This is a genomic window from Ligilactobacillus sp. RTP31139st1_D10_RTP31139_211217, from assembly GCF_040226755.1.
In the GTDB taxonomy this organism is placed as follows: Bacteria; Bacillota; Bacilli; order Lactobacillales; family Lactobacillaceae; genus Ligilactobacillus; species Ligilactobacillus animalis.
Map to the genome: position 1 here is coordinate 36,874 of NZ_JBCOAR010000013.1, position 18,661 is coordinate 55,534.

Below are 18,661 nucleotides of genomic sequence, written 5' to 3' on the forward strand. Positions count from 1 at the left end.
CATGAAAGTTTCAACAAAATGGTTAAATGAATATGTGCCTGTCGCTGACCTTGAACCGTTAGCATTGGCTGAAAAAATCGAAAGAACGGCGGTCGAAGTTGCTAGCACAGGTAAACTTGAAGATGGACTAAAGAAGATCGTTGTAGGTTATACTTTGGATGTTAAAGATCACCCAAATTCTGACCACTTACACATTTGCCAAGTAGATATTGGTGAAGAAGAACCATCACAGATCGTGTGTGGTGCACCTAATATCAAGGCTGGTCAAAAAGTCATCGTTGCTTTACCAAATTCACGGATTGCTGGTAATGTGAAGATCAAACGCGGTAAGATGCGGGGCGAAGTTTCTGAAGGGATGATCTGTGCTTTACAAGAATTAGGTTTTTCTGAAAGTGTAGTTCCTAAAGAATTTGCTGACGGGATCTATGTTTTACCCGAAGATGCTAAACCAGGTGAACCTGTTTTTGGTTACTTAGGGATGGACGAAACGGTGATCGATCTTGATATCACACCAAACCGTGGTGATCTTTTAAGTATGCGCGGTGCTGCCCATGAGATCGCAGCTATCTATGATCGTGAAGTGACCTTGCCTGTGCCAAATGTGATCGAATCCGCTACAGATGAGATCGCTGATCACGTTACTGTCAGCGCACCTGAAGAATTAGCTAAACCATATATGATGCGGGTCATAAAAGATGTCAAAGTCAAAGAAAGTCCAATGTGGTTGCAAACACGTCTTTGGAATGCAGGCATTCGCCCGTTGAACAATATCGTTGACGTGACAAACTATATCTTGCTTGATTACGGTCAACCATTGCATGCTTTTGACTTGGATAAGTTAGGATCTAAGCAAGTCGTTGTGCGTTTAGCTAAAGAAGGCGAAATGCTAGTTACCCTTGATGGTGAAGAACGTAAATTACAACCAAATGACATTGTGATCACAGCTAATGATGTACCAGTTGCTTTAGCGGGTACGATGGGTGGCTTAGAGACTGAGATCAGCGACGAAACGACCACAGTTGCTTTGGAAGCAGCTGTCTTTGACGGTCATCGGATCAGAAAGACTTCACGGCGGGAAAACTTGCACTCAGAAGCTTCAATGCGCTTTGAACGTGGTGTTGACGTAGCAGCTGTGCGTGAAGCGTTAGATGCTGCTGCGGTAATGATCGCTGAATTAGGTGAAGGTCAAGTGGTCAAAGGGGTAGCTAGTGTCAACGAACTAGAAACTACTCCAGCTAAGATCAAGACCTCAGCTTCACATATCAATAAAGTTTTAGGTACAGAATTGACGGTGGAACAGATCCAAGCTATTTTTGATCGTTTAGGCTTTGAAACGATAGTCGCAGCTGATGAGCTGACAGTCTATGTACCAACAAGACGTTGGGATATTGCGATCGAAGCTGACCTAGTTGAAGAAGTAGCACGGATCTATGGCTATGATAATTTGCCAACAACACTGCCAGCAGGGCAAACAACACCAGGTAGCTACACTCCAGCTCAAAAATTGATCCGCCAAGCACGCCAAACTTTAGAAGCAACTGGCTTAGATCAAGCTATTTCATACGGGTTGACGACTGAAGAAAAAGCCAAACGTTTTGCTTTAGAAGAAGCTTTGCCGACTAATTTAGATTTTCCAATGAGCAGTGAACACACGACGGTTCGCATGAACTTGATCTCAGGGCTTTTAGATGATCTAGCCTATAATGCAGCACGTAAAGTTAACGATGTTGCGTTATATGAACAAGGACGGGTCTTCTTTAGAGATGAAGATCAAACACGCCCACGTGAAGTTGAACATATCGCTGGGGCAGTAACGGGCTTAGTCAGTGATGCTAACTGGAATACTACAAAACAAGAAGTTGATTTCTTCTATCTCAAAGGGATCGTAGCTAACTTGTTACATGAATTAGGTGTAACTAACGAATCTTATCAAGCAGTTGCCATGCCAGATATGCATCCTGGTCGGACGGCTGCGATCTATGCAGGAGAAACTTACTTAGGCTTTATCGGTGAAGTTCATCCTAACACAGCTAAGGAATATAAATTAAAACAACGGGTTTATGTTTTTGAACTTGATCTACAAAAAGTTATCGAGTTGCCAAAAGCAGCTAAACTTTATACACCTGTTTCAAAATATCCATCGATCACACGTGATATCGCTTTGGCAGTTTCGGCCGATGTGACAAATCAACAGATCGAAGATTGCATCCGCAAAAATGGTGGTGCTTTCTTGAAAGATATCAAGCTGTTTGATGTATATCAAGGTGAACATATTATGGATGGCTTTAAATCATTGGCTTATACTTTGGTCTACTCTGATCCAAATACAACTTTACAAGATGAAGCAGTTACCAAAGCTTTTGAAAAAGTGCAAGCTAAGTTAGTCGAAGAATTCGAAGCAGACATTCGTTAGAAATAAAATTAAAGGAGCTCATATGGGCTTCTTTTTTTAGAAATTAACCATGATACAATATTGCAATTAGGCAACCACGCTTATATAATGGTAGAGATAGAGTTTACACGGGAGTGGCTTAGATGAAATAATGCCATGGGTCAAAGAGATCATAGTCAGAAAGATCACAATGTGGGGCTAAAGATCTCATAAAATCGATAGATCCAGTGTATGATCTTTATACATAGCAAGTTAGCTAGGGGCTTAAAACGCAGGAAAGGAAAAACTATAATTCTTTCACAAATATATATTTATATTTGTTCACATTAGTGTAGTAAGGGTGATTACTTTGGGTAAAGAAAAAGCAAAGAAATCGGTTGCTAAAAAAATCATCACTGGGGTTATCTTGGTGATCGTAGTTTTGATCGTATTAGTCGGAGCATTTGGCTACCACTACGTTAAGACGGCTTTGCAACCACTTGACAAAAACTCGAATCAACGTATCGAGGTCAAGATCCCTGTTGGAAGTAACAACAAACAGATCGGCGCTATTTTGGAGGAAAAAAAGGTCATCAAGAGCGGCTTTGTCTTTGATTACTATGTTAAGACCAATAAACTAGGGAATTTTAAGGCAGGGTACTATGAACTAAAACCCTCGATGACACTTGAACAGATCTCAAAAGCTTTACAAAAAGGTGGCGCTAGTGAACCACTTGACTCAGGAAAAGTTCTTGTTAAAGAAGGGGTAACGATCGATGAGGTCGGAACTGAGATCCAAAATGCGACTAAGTTCAGTAAGAAGGACTTTTTGGCATTAGTCAACGACGAAACTTTCTTAAACGAGTTAAAAAACAAGTATCCAGAGTTATTAACATCAGCGCTTGAAGCCAAAGATGTTCGTTATCGTTTAGAAGGCTACTTATATCCAGCTACTTATTCAGTTCAAGATGATACGACATTAAAACAATTGGTCGAACAAATGGTAGCTAAGACTAATGAAATGTTGTCACCATACTACAGTAAGATCTCCGAACGTCACTACACAGTTCAACAAGTCTTGACCTTAGCTTCTCTAGTTGAGCGCGAAGGTGTGACTGCAGATGATCGTTATAAGATCGCAGGTGTGTTTGAAAATCGCTTAGAAAAGAATATGAAGATCCAATCAGATATCTCAGTTCTTTATGCTTTGGGTAAACACAAGCAAAATGTGACATATAAAGATCTTGAAGTTGATTCTCCATACAATCTATATCAAAATGAAGGTATGGGACCTGGGCCGTTCAATAACCCAAGTATTGCATCGGTAAAAGCTGTCTTAGACCCAGTCGATAAGGATAAAGGTTATCTTTATTTCATCGCAAATATGAAGACAGGTAAGGTCTACTTCTCCAAGACTTATGAAGAACATCAAGCATTGACCAAGAAACTCGAAAAAGATAATCAATAATTAATTTAAGGTAGGTATTTATTAATGTCAGAAGCAAAGAAGCGTCCACGTCCAATTATTATCGGTGTAACTGGGGGATCAGGTAGTGGGAAGACCTCTGTTTCCCGTGCGATCTTTGATCAACTTCATGGTCATTCCTTGATGATGCTCCAAGAAGATTCATATTACAAGAGTCAAGATGATGTTCCATTTGAAGAACGTACTAAAGTCAACTATGACCATCCAAATGCCTTTGATACAGATCTCTTGATCGAACAACTTGAAGATCTGCTCAACTGGAAGACGATCGAGATCCCGGTTTACGATTATGCTGCTCATACACGGAGCAAGGAAGTCGTAGTTCAAGAACCGCGAGAAGTTATCATTGTGGAAGGTATTTTAACGCTAAACGACGCACGTTTACGTGATTTGATGGATATTAAGATCTTCGTGGATACTGATGACGATATTCGGATCATTCGTCGTATCCAACGTGATATCGAAGAACGCGGTCGGACCTTGCAATCAGTGATCGATCAATATCTTGAAACGGTCAAGCCAATGTATCATCAATTTATTGAACCTTCAAAGCGTTATGCTGACATTATTGTGCCTGAAGGTGGCGAAAATCAGGTTGCGATCGATCTTTTGGTCACAAAAGTTCGTGACATCATTCGTAAAAACGAAGACTAGTTGTGGTATAATGAACCACGCAGTTAATGATATTAATGAGGTGTAAAAATGGCTGAAGAAAAAACATTTCCAATGACATTGGAAGGTAAAGAAAAACTTGAAGTTGAATTAGAAGAACTTCGGACAACTAAACGAGCAGAGATCATCGAACGGATCAAGATCGCTCGTTCCTTTGGAGATCTATCTGAAAACTCCGAATACGAAGCAGCAAAGAATGAACAATCAATGCTTGAAGGTCGGATCAAAGAAGTCGAAAACATGTTGAACCATGTTGAGATCATTGATAATGGCTCGATCGCTGCTGACGAAGTTGCGATCGGTAAAACAGTAGTCTTCCAAGAAGACGACGATGAACCAGAAACTTACCAGATCGTGGGTGCTGCTGAAGCTGATCCATTTGCTGGTAAGATCTCAAACGAATCACCGATCGCCCAAAGCTTAGTTGGACATAAAGTGGGCGAGACCGTGAGTGTTGAAACTCCTGGCGGTGAAATGCAAGTCAAGATCATTGAAGTTAAATAATTTTGTCCAAAGAAGATCTGCCAAAAAAGGCAGGTCTTTTTTTGTACGCAAAAAACTCCCTTAGCCATGACCAAGGGAGCAAATATTTAAGTTCTGAAAACAAATAGTCCAGTGCCGATCCCAATAAAGATACAAGCTAAACAAAGAAAGATACTTGTCCAAGCGTTGCCGATCCGAAGCCAAAAATTGCGCGCTGTCATAAGAAATATTAGGCAGGCGGTAATAAAAAATAGAAAGTAGATCAATTTTAGTGGCGCAAAAATAAATAAGACCATCAAAGCGCAGAGCAACAGTAAATTTCTAAAATTTTTGTACCAGTACAAAGTACCAAAGAAGGCTTGTTGGTAAGAAAAACTGCGGTTATGCGGTAAAGAACTAAATTTTAAGATGCCCAGCAAAAGCCAAAAGATATAAAGGGATATCCCAAGAATATTCATTGCTTAAGCCTCATCTTCCTAATTTTTGCTAAATAGCGTCGTCAAACGTTCCATGAATAAATCGACAAAGCGGGTTTTATCAACGTTGACGGCTGCTTTAGTCAATAAAGCGGGTTCGTTGATCCGAGTCTCATCCCCGATCGTGCGTCCGGCATAAGGCCCCTCGGTATCAACTTTCATGTTTAGATCAAGTGTTGTTACTAACGAAGGATCGATCGCTGCTGCTACAGCTAGTGGATCGTGTAAAGCACAGCCGCCTAAGTAAGGACTTGTAACTTTGTAAGCATCGATATAGTAATCTGTCAGATCAGCATATTTTTCACCGGCTAAAGTCTTTAAGTCACGCCACTTTTGAGTTTCTTTTGTAGTCAAGAGTGTTCGGGTCGTAACGTCTAAGCCGATCATCGTCAATGGGAATTCACTGCGAAAGACTTTATCAGCTGCTTCAGGATCTTGATCGATGTTAGCTTCAGTTACCGGGTTGACGTTACCAGGAACAGTCAAAGCTCCACCCATTAAGGTAACTTTACCTACAAGTTTAGCGATCTCAGGATCTTTTTCTAAGGCGGCAGCTAAGTTTGTCAAAGGACCAGTTGGAACGATCACGAGATCTTTGCCGTATTTGTGAGCAGCTTCGATGAAGAAATCGACTCCAGACATTGCTTCTGGTTTACGGTCAGCCTTTTTAAGTTTGACTTCACCGATCCCGTTTTTGCCGTGGATCTGGGCACTGATCGGCATAACTTCAAAGCTATCCTTAGTAGAAGCGTGTGGAAGCCCAGTGAAAACTGGAATATCTGGATGTCCTAACAGTTCAAGCAAGTCTAAACTATTTTGGACCCCATCTTCGACTAGAATGTTACCATATGAACCCACGATCCCGATCAGATCGCATTCTTCTGAAGCTAAAGCATAAGCGATGGCTAATGCATCGTCGATCCCAGTATCGAGATCAAGAATCATTTTGTATTTTGCCAAGTAAATCATCTCCTAAAGTTAGTAATTCACACTCTTAGTTTATCAGAAATTATGGCTTTTGTACTTACTTGAGTGTAAAAAATTAATAAAATATTGCTAAAAACGATAAAATATACGTTAAATCAGCTAAAAACAAAAGATTATCGAATTAAACTTGTTTTCTATCCCGCCTAGAGGTTACTATATTAGTATAACTATACACAGACAGGATTGATTGGATGGCAAAAACAGATCTTTTGACTTTTTTGGAAAGCAATATAGATAGCTTAGATTTTGATGGTAAGATCGAACTTTTTTGGAATAAACGCGCCAAAACATTTGAGATGGAATTGACTTTTTACGCCGAAAATTCTACTAGTCAAGTCATCACAGACGCGGAAGGAGTAAGTTCGGATGAAGCGATCATTTCATTTAGTGACAGTATTTTATTTTATGATGAGAAAAATGCAGCTCAAGTCGAACCAGAAGCGTATTTAGCGTGCTTGAGCTATGCTGGTAAAAAAGGTTGGACATTAGCACGTGGTAAAGCATTTTTTAGTTATTTACAGATCGTGTTAGACAATGGACGTTCGGATCTGCTTGACTTTTTAAATGACAGCGACAAGGAATTATTCGAATTGACCTGGTCGATGAGTGAATTTGAAAGATTTGTGCAGGATGCGACTGAGAATACGGCTGCGGAAAATTTGCCGTACCCTAAATTTTAAGCAAAGGATGAATTTATTTTGGATTGGATCAAATTAACTGTAACGACGACAAATGAGGCGAGTGAAGCTGTGATCAATCTTTTGATGGAAAATGGGGCTGGTGGCGTTGAGATCGATGATTCAGATCTTAGTCAAGTTGAATTAGCTACATATTTTCAAGCACAGGCTGGCTTAGTAGAGCTACTCCCTGAATTAGAACAAAAGATCGCACAATTGCGCGAATTTGGCTTAGATCCAGGCAAGGGAACTGTCAAATTAGCCGAACTGGATGATGATTCTTGGGCAGATGTTTGGAAGAAATACTATCATCCAGTCCGTTTAACGCGCTATTTGACGATCGTGCCAAGTTGGGAAAGTTATACGCCAGAAACAACTGATGAAAAAGTTATCAAACTTGATCCCGGTCGTGCTTTTGGAACGGGAACTCATCCAACAACTAAATTAGCATTACAAGCATTAGAGACTGTTGTGCGTGGTGGAGAGACCATGATAGATGTGGGCACTGGTTCGGGTGTCTTGAGTATTGCAGCTAAGTATTTTGGTGTCGCTCAGATCGCTGCTTATGATGTTGATGCTGAAGCGGTCAAGGTGGCCGAAGAAAATTTGGCGTTAAATGGCATGCAAGATGCGATCACGGTGGGAGCAAATGACTTGTTGGCTGGGATCAAGACCAAAGTTGGGTTGATCACGGCTAATATCTTAGCCGAGATCATCGTACCTTTGATCCCTCAAGCTTATGAGTGCTTAAAGCCAGGTGGGATCTTTATCACTTCCGGGATCATCGCTGATAAAAAAGATTTGATCGTCAGTGAAATTGAAGCCAAAGGTTTTGTGATCGATCAAATCTTAAATATAAAAGATTGGTACTCGATCATCGCCCATATGCCAACGACAGATGAGGTCTAAAAAATGCAACGTTATTTTTATAATGAAATGTTAGCCAATGAGCAATTTGTTTTACCAAAAGATATCTATAAGCATGCAATCACAGTAATGCGGATGCGTGTTGGGGATAAATTTGAGTTGGTGACTCCAGATAAGCAAGTTCAATTGATGGAAGTGACTGCAGTCGATAAACAACAGTCACGAGCTAAGGTCATTGAAACTTTTAGTCATCAAACTGAATTGCCCGTTGTAACCACGATCGCTTGTGGCCTTTCTAAGGGTGATAAAGCGGAATTAATCGTGCAAAAGGGAACAGAATTGGGAGCTGATAGATTTATCTTTTTCAAAGGTGATTTTTCGGTCGCCAAGTGGGATGATAAAAAGCAAGCTAAAAAGATCGCACGGTTGGAAAAGATCGCTTTAGCAGCGGCTGAACAGTCACATCGCACAACGATCCCAACAATCAGCTATTGCAACAGCTTGAAAGAATTAAAACTAGCCACAGATGAGTCAGGTATCGTGGCCTATGAAGAAGCAGCTAAACAAGGGGAAAAAGCTAATTTAGTCAAAGTTATTGAACAACTTACTGCACACCAAGCCCCACATCTGACGGCAGTTTTTGGCCCAGAAGGTGGTTTATCAACAAATGAGATCGAGATCTTGATGCAAGAAGGTTTCATTCAAGCGGGGTTAGGGCCAAGGATTATGCGGGCTGAGACAGCGCCACTATATCTTTTAGCGACGCTTTCGTATGCGTTAGAATTGGTCAAATAGCCTGTAGCAGAGTTTCTTCTATACTAAAATGTGATTTTACGGTAAAATAAAATTAATTAATTTTAGAAACAGGTAATGAAAATGCAATTAAGTAAAGTATCACCCCAAAAAATAATTTCATATTGGGCTTTTGCCACACTGTTTAGTTTCGTGATCCCGATCATTTTTACGGTTTTAAATGTTGATGAGATCACGAAAACGGGTGTGATCTTATTTGGTATCAATGTAGTTTATGCGATCGCAATTGGATTTTATGCAGGTAAACATGCCGATAAGTTTTGGCTAGTGCTATTTTTCCCAGTTATTTACTTGATCGGTTGTGATTTCTTTTTTGATAGCCATGCGATCTATTGTACCGTAGTTTATCTGATGTTGACATGCTTTGCCTATGGTGCTGTACGCAAATAAAATTTACAACAGCAATAGGCACTTTTTGCAGTAGTGAAAAGTGCCTATCGTGCATTCAAATGAATTTGGTAGATTGGTGAGAAAGGAAGCGCTACTGTCTTTAGTGGCGACGGTGATGAGATGGAAAAGAACGTAATTTGGAGTGCAGAAGATGTGATCAACAAATGTAGTGAATACATGAATGCAGAACATGTGGCGATTGTACAAAAAGCCTGTGATTTTGCTACCTACGTTCACCGTGAACAATTTCGTAAGTCAGGAGAACCATATATCGTCCACCCGATCCAAGTGGCTGCGATCTTAGCTGAATTAAAAATGGATCCTGAAACGGTAAGTGCCGGTTTTTTGCATGATGTGGTCGAGGATACGCCCGTTATTTTGGCTGATATTGGTGAGCTTTTTGGTAAAGATATCGAAGTGATCGTAGACGGGGTCACAAAATTGAGCAAGATCCGCTACAAGTCACACAAAGAACAGCTAGCTGAAAATCACCGTAAACTACTCTTGGCGATGTCAAAAGACTTACGGGTCATTATCGTGAAGTTAGCTGACCGTTTGCATAATATGCGTACCCTAAAACATTTGCGTCCAGACAAACAACGCCGTATTGCAAATGAAACGCTCGAGATCTATGCACCGTTAGCTGATCGTTTAGGTATCAGTACGATCAAATGGGAATTGGAAGATACCTCATTAAGATATTTGAATCCTCAACAATACTATCGCATCGTGCATTTGATGAATTCAAGACGTGACGAACGTTTACAATACATCAATGAAGCGATCGATGAGATCAAAGGTGCGATCGTGGATCTTAAGCTCAAAGATTGTGAGATCTATGGGCGACCAAAGCATATTTACTCGATCTATCGTAAGATGCGTGATCAGCACAAGCAATTCAGCCAGATATATGACCTACTTGCGATCCGTGTGATCGTTAAATCGATCAAGGATTGTTATGCGGTATTAGGGGCGATCCATACGAAGTGGACCCCAATGCCAGGCCGATTCAAAGATTATATTGCGATGCCTAAAGCTAATATGTACCAATCGTTGCATACGACTTTGATCGGACCAAATGGGACTCCATTTGAGGTGCAGATCAGAACTGAGGAGATGCACCGGGTGGCTGAATATGGTATCGCTGCTCACTGGGCTTACAAGGAAGGTAAGACAGATGGTGTTAAAGAAACGACAACGGGTGAAAAACTCAACTTGTTCAAAGAGATCATTGAGTTACAAAATGAATCCATTGATGCTAGTGATTTCATGGAAAGTGTCAAGGGTGATCTCTTTAGTGACCGGGTCTATGTCTTTACACCTAAAGGGGATGTCTTTGAATTACCTAAAGGAGCCGGTCCACTAGATATGGCTTATTCGATCCATACGGAGATCGGAAACCATACGACGGGAGCTAAGGTCAATGGTAAGATCGTTCCACTGGATTATCAGGTCAAAAATGGCGATATCGTTGATATTTTGACCTCGCAAAATTCGGCCGGTCCTAGCCGTGACTGGCTCGAGTTAGTGCATACGAATAAGGCACGTAATAAAGTCAAGCGTTTCTTTAAACAACAAGATCGGATCCAAAATATCGACCAAGGTAAAGATATCTTAGAAGAAGCGCTGATCGAAGAAGGCTATAATGTACACGATGTTTTAAATACTAAAAATATTGAGCGGGTCTTGGCTAAACGGCATATTTCCACGAGCGACGATATGTATGCAGCGCTCGGATTTGGTGAATTACAGCCAGCTGGGGTCATTAATATTTTGACACAAGATATTCGTGAGCAAAAAGAATTACAACGTAAAAAACAACAAGAAAAAGATCTTCTTGAAGATCATAAAGGGATCAAAAATAACAATGCTAACAGTAAGAATAAGCATGATGAAAGTGTCTTGATCGAAGGGATCGATAATCTATTGGTCCGCTTGAGTCATTGTTGTAATCCGATCCCAGGTGATGAGATCGTTGGGTATATCACTAAAGGGCGTGGGGTCTCGGTCCATCGAACTGATTGTCCTAATATGAAAAATGCTGAACAAAGTGGTACGCGTTTGATCGATGTAAGTTGGAATGTTGTTTCTGATGATCGGACACACTATAATACTGACCTTGAGATCCAAGGGTATAATCGTTCTGGTCTGTTGAACGATGTTTTACAGGCGATCAACAATACGACAAAACAACTCAATTCGATCAACGGACGGATCGATCATAATAAGATGGCAACGATCGATGTGACAGTAGGGATCAGAGATAAGGTACATTTGCAACGGGTCATCGATAATATCAAACGAGTCCCTGATGTTTATGTAGTAAAACGAACGATCCATTAAGTGAGGTAAAGAAAAGTGCGTGTAGTATTACAACGAGTAAAAAAAGCCAGTGTGGCGATCGCAGACCAAACTGTTGGTCAGATCGATCAAGGGCTACTGCTATTAGTGGGTTTTCAGGCTGGCGATGGTAGCGAGCAGATCGATTATTTAGTAAAAAAAATCGCCAATTGTCGGATCTTTAGCGATGAAGAGGGGAAAATGAATCTGAATGTCCAACAGATCGCGGGGAAAATTTTGTCGATCTCACAATTTACGCTTTATGCTGATACTAAGAAGGGAAATCGCCCAAGTTTTACTAAGGCCCAAGAGCCAGCTAAGGCGGTGGCTAATTATGCTGAATTCAACCAAAAGTTGCAAGCTTTGGGGATCGAAGTTCAAACTGGAGAATTTGGGGCCGATATGCAAGTGAGTTTGGTAAATGATGGTCCTGTAACGATCATCTTTGATACAGAGAATAGATAGTGAGGTCATAATATGTATCAAAATTATTTTTTTGATTTTGATGGAACGCTCTATGATACGTATCCTGGCATGGTCAAAGCTTTTGTTGAAGCTTTTGCACTTCAAGGAGTAGAACTATCAACAAGTGAAGTTTATCAAGTGATGCGTGAGGCTTCCGTGCGTGAAGCTTATCGACGATACACGACCGCACAGTTAGATGAGGCTAAATTGCATGCTGATTATCGACGTCTAGAAGAAAAGTATCAAGTTCAAGCTAAGCCGTTTTCAGGGGCGCGTGAGTTATTAGAGCGGATCATTGCTAATGGTGGGCAAAACTTTTTATTGACCCATCGCGATAAAAGTTCATTGACATTGCTCGAGCGTGATGGATTTTTGCAATATTTTACGGATCATTCGACGGCAGACGATGGTTTTAAACGTAAGCCAGATCCTGAAGCGTTGAACTTTTTGGTCGCTAAGCATGGACTAGATCCCAGTGTTTCTGTAATGGTCGGTGATCGGACTTTAGATATCATAGCGGGGCACAATGCTAAGATGGCGGGGATCTTATTTGATCCCGATAAGTTGATCAAAGCCGATGTTCATGCAGAACAGATCGTTCAAAACTTGAATGCTATTGAATAAAAATTGCTATAAAAAAAGAGGGGCCTACCACGAGCTTATCGTGATAGGTCCCTCTTTTTTTATACGGCACTGATCCTTAGTTAGTCTATGAGTTGAAACATCAAGATCCCGGCAGCAACGGCCACATTTAGCGATTCAGCATGGCCTTTGATCGGGATATAGAGATTGAGTGAAGTTTGTTGTAAGAGTTCTGCGCTCATCCCATTACCTTCATTGCCCATGATCAGAGCAAAATTTTGGTGTTGGCCAACTTCTTGATAAGAACGAGCATCTTTGTTTAATTCGCTTCCGAAAACAGGATAATTTTTAGCCTTGAAAGCTTGGATCCAAGTGCTCAGATCAGCTGTGACTAATTGAAGGTGGAATTGGCTACCTTGCATTGAGCGGACGACTTTGGGTTGATACATATCAGCTGTCTTAGGCCCAAAAACGACCCCTGAAAAACCAGCTGCATCAGCGGTTCGCACCATAGTTCCGATATTTCCTGGATCTTGAACACCATCAAGTAAGAGCCATGCACCAGAAGCAGTGGTCGGACTGATCGTAGTTTGGTCAAAGGCTACTTCAGCAAAGATCCCTTGGGGCGATTTAGTTTCGCTGAGATGCTTGGCGATCGACTCACTGATCGAGAAATATTGGATCTCGGGCAAGATCTCTAAGTCAGCTAGATACTTGAAACTCGGTGTGACTAGGATCTTTTGGATCGGTTCGTCAGAATTCAATGCCTCTTTGACTAAATGCCAACCATCGAGCAGATAAGTTTGACTTTGTTGACGCCCTTTTTTGGTGGCGAGTTTTTTCCAAGCCTTGACTTGAGGATTGGAGACCGATGTAATTTCTTTCATTATCCATGACCTCGTTTTCTAATTTACATAAAATTCAGTATAACATATTAACTGTAACAAGGAAGAATGTTTTTAAAAACGATAACTTATTATAAATTGATTATATAAGTTATGGTTGATGGAATTTTTGTGAACTAAGGAATATAATACGGATAAAAAGTAAATGGGGGCGGTAATTTGCCAAACTTATTAGAGAAAATCTATTTTGAAGAACAAGATCAAACAATGTTAGTTCTTAGTACAAAACAAAATTTTAAGGGTGCTACGGCGATCGTTGATGGAACAGACAAATGTTTTATGATCGTTCGAGTTCATTTTCGAAGTCTCAAAAGTTATCGAGCTAATCGGATCATCGTGATAGTCAAGGGAAACTATATCGCTGATAAGATCAAGGAGATCGTTTAGATTTTCTAGCGCGCATAGGTGTGTTATCATGAGATAAATATGGATCAAGGAAGGTATCAATGATGAATGAATTTGACCAACGTTGTCAACGCTTACGTCAAAAAATGCAAGAAGCTAGTGTAGATGCTTATTTGGTGACTTCACCAGATAATATCTATTATTTAAGTGGCTTTACCGGGGATGCCGGCATTCTGTTAGTAACAGAACAAGAACGTTATTTGATCACTGATGCACGTTTTGAGACGCAAATAGCTCAAACTAATCCGTGGTTAAAAGCAGTGATCACACGGGATTATTTTGGACGAGCCTTAGAGATATGCGAACGTGAGAAAGTTGTTGCTTTAGCATTTGAAGAAAGTTTGAGCTATCAAGTTTATGATCAGTTAGATGAATATGCTCCATGTGATCTAGTCGCATTGAGTGGTTTGATCGAAGCCTTGCGTTCACAAAAATCTGCTACTGAGATCGAAAAGATAAAAGCGAGTTGTCGCTTGGCTAAGGCTGGATTTGAGCATGTCTTAAAACTTGCTAGACCAGGACTTGGAGAACAAGAGCTAGCCTTGGAACTAGATTATTACATGCGAAAAAACGGGGCTAGTCAAGCCTCCTTTGAAACTATCGTAGCCTCAGGAACACGTTCGGCCTTACCACATGGTGTCGCAAGTAACAAGAAATTAGCTTCAGGGGATTTAGTAACTCTTGATTATGGTTATTTTTTAGACTACTATACTTCGGATGTGACCCGAACCTTTGCGCTAGGCAAGGTCGATCCTAAGCTAGAAGAGATCTATCATATCGTTGCTGAAGCTAAGCAACTGACGATCGAAGCAGTCAGACCCGGGATCACCGGAAAAGAACTTGATCAGATCGGACGCGACTATATCGCTCAAAAAGGTTATGCAAAATATTTTGAACACGGTATGGGACACGGGATCGGACTAAATGTTCATGAGGGCCCTTATATCGGTAAAACAAGCACAGAAGTTTTACAGCCAGGACAAGTGATCACTATCGAACCTGGGATCTATTTACCTGATCTGGGTGGGGTACGTTTGGAAGATGATATCTTAATCACCGAAACGGGCTATGAGAATTTGACCGATTTTTACCAAGAATATTATGAAATTTAAGCGAGATAGCGGTGATTAACTTGCATTTACCGCTGTTCTTTTGATATTATAAAGTGTATAAATTATATTTGGATAAGTGTGCTACTAATGAGATAGTGGGGCTTATGTAATTATTTTAGGAGGACTAATATGATTTCAGTAAATGATTTTAAAAATGGCTTAACGATCACAGTCGATGGTGAATTATGGCGTGTGGTCGAATTTCAACATGTAAAGCCAGGCAAGGGTTCAGCTTTTGTCCGTTCTAAATTAAAAAACTTACGTAATGGTGCTGTTCAAGAAAAAACATTCCGTGCTGGTGAAAAAGTAGAACAAGCACAGATCGACCGCAAGAAGATGCAATACTTATATGCTGATGGTAACAACTATGTCTTCATGGATACAGATACTTATGAACAATTAGAATTACCAGGTGAAAGCTTAACAGAAGAATTGAAGTACTTGAAAGAAAACATGGTCGTTAGTGTTATCATGTACGGTTCTGAAACATTAGGTGTTGAATTACCAAATACTGTTGATCTTACAGTTGCTGAAACTGAACCAGGTATCAAAGGTGATACAGCTTCTGGTGGTTCTAAGCCAGCTACAATGGAAACAGGTGTTGTGGTCCAAGTTCCATTCTTCGTTAATGAAGGTGATGTATTAACGATCAACACAACTGACGGCACCTATATCTCACGTGCCTAATTTGGTCAATTGAACGTTATTTTCGCCAAAAATCAACCATTTAGCAATTTTAGCTATTTTTTGTGACAGTGACCGTAAGAAAGATAATATGGGATCGGGATTGTCCTGGCATAAAAAACTTGAAGACAGGTAAATTTTTAAAAAAGGATTTCTTGGTTGAATATTGGAAGTGAAAAAATTTAAGAAAGGAAATATATAATCTTTCTTGAGATATAGGGAGTTTCCCTATATTTTTCCATATTTTATATAGCAGGTTTTAGATATGTCTGAAGATAATAATATTGTTTTAACAAGTAAAGAACCCAGCTTAGGTGAAGTTCGTTTAGCACCAGAAGTGATCGAAGTGATCATTGGGATCGCAGCAAGTCAAGTTGATGGTGTATATTCGATGCGTGGTTCGATCGCCAACAGCTTTTCAGAACTCTTAGGCCGTCAAATTCGAGGTAAAGGTGTCAAAGTCAACAAAGACGAAGATCAATTAAAAGTTGATGTCTATGTCTTTTTGAACTATGGCGTCTCAGTTCCTAAAGTTGCGGCTCAGATCCAAGAAAAGGTTCGCCAACAAGTTCTCTTTATGACGGGAATTGAAATTTTAGGCGTTGATGTGCACGTTCAAGGGGTAATACCTGAAAAACAAGAACAAACAATTGACCCAAATAATTTATTTGGGGAAGAGAATGGTGAAGAATAGTGAGTATTAGTAGACATGATACGCGTAAACTGGCTTTTCAAGCACTTTTTGCGTTGAATAGCAACCCAGATGCCTTACCACAAGACGTTTACGAAGCTTTGTTGGAAGATGAGGCGACAACTACAGTACCAGCCTACTTGCCTGAATTGGTAGAAGGCGTACTTACACACCAATCTGAATTAGACGCAAAGATCGATCAACATTTGAGCGCAAATTGGACGCTCGCACGCTTGAACAGGATAGACCTCTTGATCTTGCGCTTAGCGATCTATGAAATGCTTTATGTTGATGATGTTCCGGCTAAAGTGGCTTTAGACGAAGCTTTGCAGTTAGCTAAGGAATTTAGTGATGGTAAATCACGGCGTTTTATCAATGGTGTTTTATCAAATCTACTTTAAAGATGAAAAATGTCTGTACTAAAGTTTAGTGCAGGCATTTTATTTTTGAAAAAAATGTAGCTGAGTGTGCTAAAATATTAGGTATACACTAAAGTTAAGGTTGTGATTTATATGACAGTGATGATAGACGGACGCGGAACTGCTGAAAAAATCCGCAGCCAATTAAAGGGAAAGACAGAAAAGTTAAAGCAACAAGGGTTAGAGCCATGTTTGGCTGTTGTTTTAGTAGGGGATGATCCGGCTAGTCATGTATATGTCCGCAATAAAAAACGGGCAGCTGAAAAGATCGGGATCAAGACTAAAGATATCACTTTACCAGCTAACACGACACAAGCAGAGTTATTACAATTGATCGATGAGTTGAATGGCGATGTAACAGTCCATGCGATCTTGGTGCAGATGCCGTTACCAGCACAGCTTGATGAAAATGCAGTGATCGAACGGATCGATCCGAAAAAGGATGCTGATGGTTTGCATCCCGAAAATTTAGGCCATCTTTTTATGGACCAGCCTAAAGCTTTACCATGTACCCCACGTGGCATTATGGTCCTATTAGAAGAGTATCAGATCCCGGTGGCTGGTAAAAATGTTGTGATCATCGGACGCAGTAATTTAGTTGGACGTCCTTTAGCTGCTTTGATGATAAATGCAGATGCTACCGTCACTGTGGCGCATAGCAAGACTAAAGATCTTCAAAGAGTTGCTAGCCAGGCTGATATTTTAGTCGTTGCAACGGGACGAGCTGAAATGGTCGATGAGACTTATATCAAGGAAGGCGCAACTGTGATCGATGTTGGGATCAACCGTTTGGCTAACGGCAAATTAGTCGGTGATGTCAAACAAGCTAGTGCTGTAACTAAGGCAGCTTATTTGACACCAGTTCCCGGCGGCGTTGGACCGATGACGATCGCGATGTTGATGCAACAAACGCTTGAATTGGCAGAAAAGAGCAATAGCTAATGGAAAAAGATCAATATTTGACCGTCACCGCACTAACTAAGTATTTACATCGAAAATTCAGTGCTGATCCATATTTGAATCGTGTCTATCTGACTGGTGAGATCTCAAATTTCCGTTTGCGTCCCCGCCATCAATATTTTAGTTTAAAAGACGATGGTGCTAAAATAGATGCAGTCATGTTTCAATCGGCATTTAACAAACTGAAATTCAATGTTGAAGATGGAATGAAAGTCTTAGTGGTCGGAAGAGTAGATCTGTATGAACCTAGTGGAAATTACCAAATCACGATCGAGAAGATGGAACCAGATGGTGTGGGCGCTTTGTATCAAGCGTTTGAGCAATTAAAAACTAAATTAGCCACAGAAGGGTTGTTTAGCGCACCTAAGCGGCCATTAGTCCATTTTCCTAAACGGATCGCAGTGATCACTAGTCCATCGGGCGCAGTCATCCGTGATATCATCACGACTACTAGACGGCGGTATCCAATCGCACAACTAGTTTTATTTCCCGCAGTCGTTCAGGGCGAAAAAGCAGCTGATTCATTAGTTGGACGTTTAAAAGAGGTCAATGCTCGAGGAGATTTTGATACGATCATTATCGGTCGTGGTGGGGGCTCAATCGAGGATCTATGGCCCTTTAACGAAGAAAAAGTTGCCCGAGCGATCTTTGAAAGCCAGATCCCGATCATTTCTTCGGTTGGACACGAAACCGATACGACGATCGCTGATTTAGTAGCTGATGTCAGAGCGGCGACCCCTACTGCAGCAGCTGAATTGGCAACACCGGTCTTAGAAGACGAGATCTTACGGATCAAACAAGATAAGTTGCGCTTGATCCAAAGTTATCAAGCTATGCTGAAGTTACGCCGCCAACGGCTACAAAAATTGCAAAATT

The 18,661-nt window shown here is 40.7% G+C and carries 20 protein-coding genes; 18 read left to right on the top strand and 2 right to left on the bottom strand.

Going from position 1 to position 18,661, the window contains the following annotated elements:
• The first annotated feature begins 1 nt into the window (after position 1).
• The 4 genes from pheT to greA all read left to right on the top strand — a co-directional run bounded on the left by pheT (position 2) and on the right by greA (position 5,033).
• Positions 2 to 2,413 (top strand): phenylalanine--tRNA ligase subunit beta, encoded by a 2,412-nt coding sequence (gene pheT / locus ABT996_RS08260; RefSeq protein WP_035447894.1) that lies wholly within the window; start codon positions 2 to 4, stop codon positions 2,411 to 2,413.
• 328 nt (positions 2,414 to 2,741) lie between these two features.
• The gene (gene mltG / locus ABT996_RS08265; protein WP_035447899.1) at positions 2,742 to 3,839 is read left to right on the top strand and encodes an endolytic transglycosylase MltG; all 1,098 of its coding nucleotides are present in this window, start codon (positions 2,742 to 2,744) and stop codon (positions 3,837 to 3,839) included.
• 24 nt (positions 3,840 to 3,863) lie between these two features.
• The gene (udk, locus tag ABT996_RS08270; RefSeq protein WP_035447901.1) at positions 3,864 to 4,511 is read left to right on the top strand and encodes a uridine kinase; all 648 of its coding nucleotides are present in this window, start codon (positions 3,864 to 3,866) and stop codon (positions 4,509 to 4,511) included.
• 48 nt (positions 4,512 to 4,559) lie between these two features.
• A complete protein-coding gene (greA, locus tag ABT996_RS08275) occupies positions 4,560 to 5,033 on the top strand; it encodes a transcription elongation factor GreA (protein ID WP_035447905.1) in 474 nt (157 codons plus the stop codon).
• Between the two features lie 455 nt (positions 5,034 to 5,488).
• Here greA and ABT996_RS08280 read toward each other — a convergent pair whose 3' ends face one another.
• The gene (locus ABT996_RS08280) at positions 5,489 to 6,448 is read right to left on the bottom strand and encodes a nucleoside hydrolase (RefSeq protein ID WP_035447909.1); all 960 of its coding nucleotides are present in this window, start codon (positions 6,446 to 6,448) and stop codon (positions 5,489 to 5,491) included.
• Positions 6,449 to 6,666: 218 nt separating this feature from the next.
• On the opposite strand from ABT996_RS08280, the gene ABT996_RS08285 reads away from it, so the two are divergent.
• The 7 genes from ABT996_RS08285 to ABT996_RS08315 all read left to right on the top strand — a co-directional run bounded on the left by ABT996_RS08285 (position 6,667) and on the right by ABT996_RS08315 (position 12,651).
• The gene (locus ABT996_RS08285) at positions 6,667 to 7,155 is read left to right on the top strand and encodes a DUF3013 family protein (RefSeq protein WP_010688930.1); all 489 of its coding nucleotides are present in this window, start codon (positions 6,667 to 6,669) and stop codon (positions 7,153 to 7,155) included.
• 18 nt (positions 7,156 to 7,173) lie between these two features.
• On the top strand, positions 7,174 to 8,061 hold the full coding sequence (gene prmA / locus ABT996_RS08290) for a 50S ribosomal protein L11 methyltransferase (RefSeq protein ID WP_035447911.1): 888 nt from the start codon (positions 7,174 to 7,176) through the stop codon (positions 8,059 to 8,061).
• Positions 8,062 to 8,064: 3 nt separating this feature from the next.
• On the top strand, positions 8,065 to 8,814 hold the full coding sequence (locus ABT996_RS08295; RefSeq protein ID WP_035447912.1) for a 16S rRNA (uracil(1498)-N(3))-methyltransferase: 750 nt from the start codon (positions 8,065 to 8,067) through the stop codon (positions 8,812 to 8,814).
• 81 nt (positions 8,815 to 8,895) lie between these two features.
• A complete protein-coding gene (locus tag ABT996_RS08300; protein ID WP_035447917.1) occupies positions 8,896 to 9,222 on the top strand; it encodes a hypothetical protein in 327 nt (108 codons plus the stop codon).
• Between the two features lie 120 nt (positions 9,223 to 9,342).
• On the top strand, positions 9,343 to 11,565 hold the full coding sequence (locus ABT996_RS08305) for a RelA/SpoT family protein (RefSeq protein ID WP_035447919.1): 2,223 nt from the start codon (positions 9,343 to 9,345) through the stop codon (positions 11,563 to 11,565).
• A gap of 15 nt (positions 11,566 to 11,580) precedes the next feature.
• A complete protein-coding gene (dtd, locus tag ABT996_RS08310) occupies positions 11,581 to 12,027 on the top strand; it encodes a D-aminoacyl-tRNA deacylase (protein ID WP_035447921.1) in 447 nt (148 codons plus the stop codon).
• 12 nt (positions 12,028 to 12,039) lie between these two features.
• Positions 12,040 to 12,651 (top strand): HAD-IA family hydrolase, encoded by a 612-nt coding sequence (locus ABT996_RS08315; protein WP_010688939.1) that lies wholly within the window; start codon positions 12,040 to 12,042, stop codon positions 12,649 to 12,651.
• 80 nt (positions 12,652 to 12,731) lie between these two features.
• Here ABT996_RS08315 and ABT996_RS08320 read toward each other — a convergent pair whose 3' ends face one another.
• Positions 12,732 to 13,496, bottom strand: coding sequence for a TrmH family RNA methyltransferase (locus ABT996_RS08320; RefSeq protein ID WP_035447923.1), 765 nt, complete (start codon positions 13,494 to 13,496; stop codon positions 12,732 to 12,734).
• Positions 13,497 to 13,673: 177 nt separating this feature from the next.
• On the opposite strand from ABT996_RS08320, the gene ABT996_RS08325 reads away from it, so the two are divergent.
• The 7 genes from ABT996_RS08325 to xseA all read left to right on the top strand — a co-directional run.
• Positions 13,674 to 13,901 (top strand): hypothetical protein, encoded by a 228-nt coding sequence (locus ABT996_RS08325; protein WP_035447924.1) that lies wholly within the window; start codon positions 13,674 to 13,676, stop codon positions 13,899 to 13,901.
• Between the two features lie 62 nt (positions 13,902 to 13,963).
• Positions 13,964 to 15,031, top strand: coding sequence for a M24 family metallopeptidase (locus tag ABT996_RS08330; protein WP_035447925.1), 1,068 nt, complete (start codon positions 13,964 to 13,966; stop codon positions 15,029 to 15,031).
• A gap of 129 nt (positions 15,032 to 15,160) precedes the next feature.
• Positions 15,161 to 15,718, top strand: coding sequence for an elongation factor P (efp, locus tag ABT996_RS08335; RefSeq protein WP_004047589.1), 558 nt, complete (start codon positions 15,161 to 15,163; stop codon positions 15,716 to 15,718).
• 262 nt (positions 15,719 to 15,980) lie between these two features.
• Positions 15,981 to 16,409: an Asp23/Gls24 family envelope stress response protein gene (locus tag ABT996_RS08340; RefSeq protein WP_004047591.1), complete on the top strand. Its 429-nt coding sequence runs from the start codon at positions 15,981 to 15,983 to the stop codon at positions 16,407 to 16,409.
• Positions 16,409 to 16,807, top strand: a complete 399-nt coding sequence (gene nusB, locus ABT996_RS08345) for a transcription antitermination factor NusB (protein WP_035447932.1) — start codon at positions 16,409 to 16,411, stop codon at positions 16,805 to 16,807. The genes ABT996_RS08340 and nusB overlap by 1 nt, the downstream gene beginning before the upstream one ends.
• Positions 16,808 to 16,918: 111 nt before the next feature.
• Positions 16,919 to 17,767 (top strand): bifunctional methylenetetrahydrofolate dehydrogenase/methenyltetrahydrofolate cyclohydrolase FolD, encoded by an 849-nt coding sequence (gene folD / locus ABT996_RS08350; RefSeq protein ID WP_035447934.1) that lies wholly within the window; start codon positions 16,919 to 16,921, stop codon positions 17,765 to 17,767.
• Positions 17,767 to 18,661: exodeoxyribonuclease VII large subunit (xseA, locus tag ABT996_RS08355; protein ID WP_349924661.1), on the top strand; the 895-nt coding region annotated here is incomplete at its 3' end. The genes folD and xseA, both read left to right, overlap by 1 nt.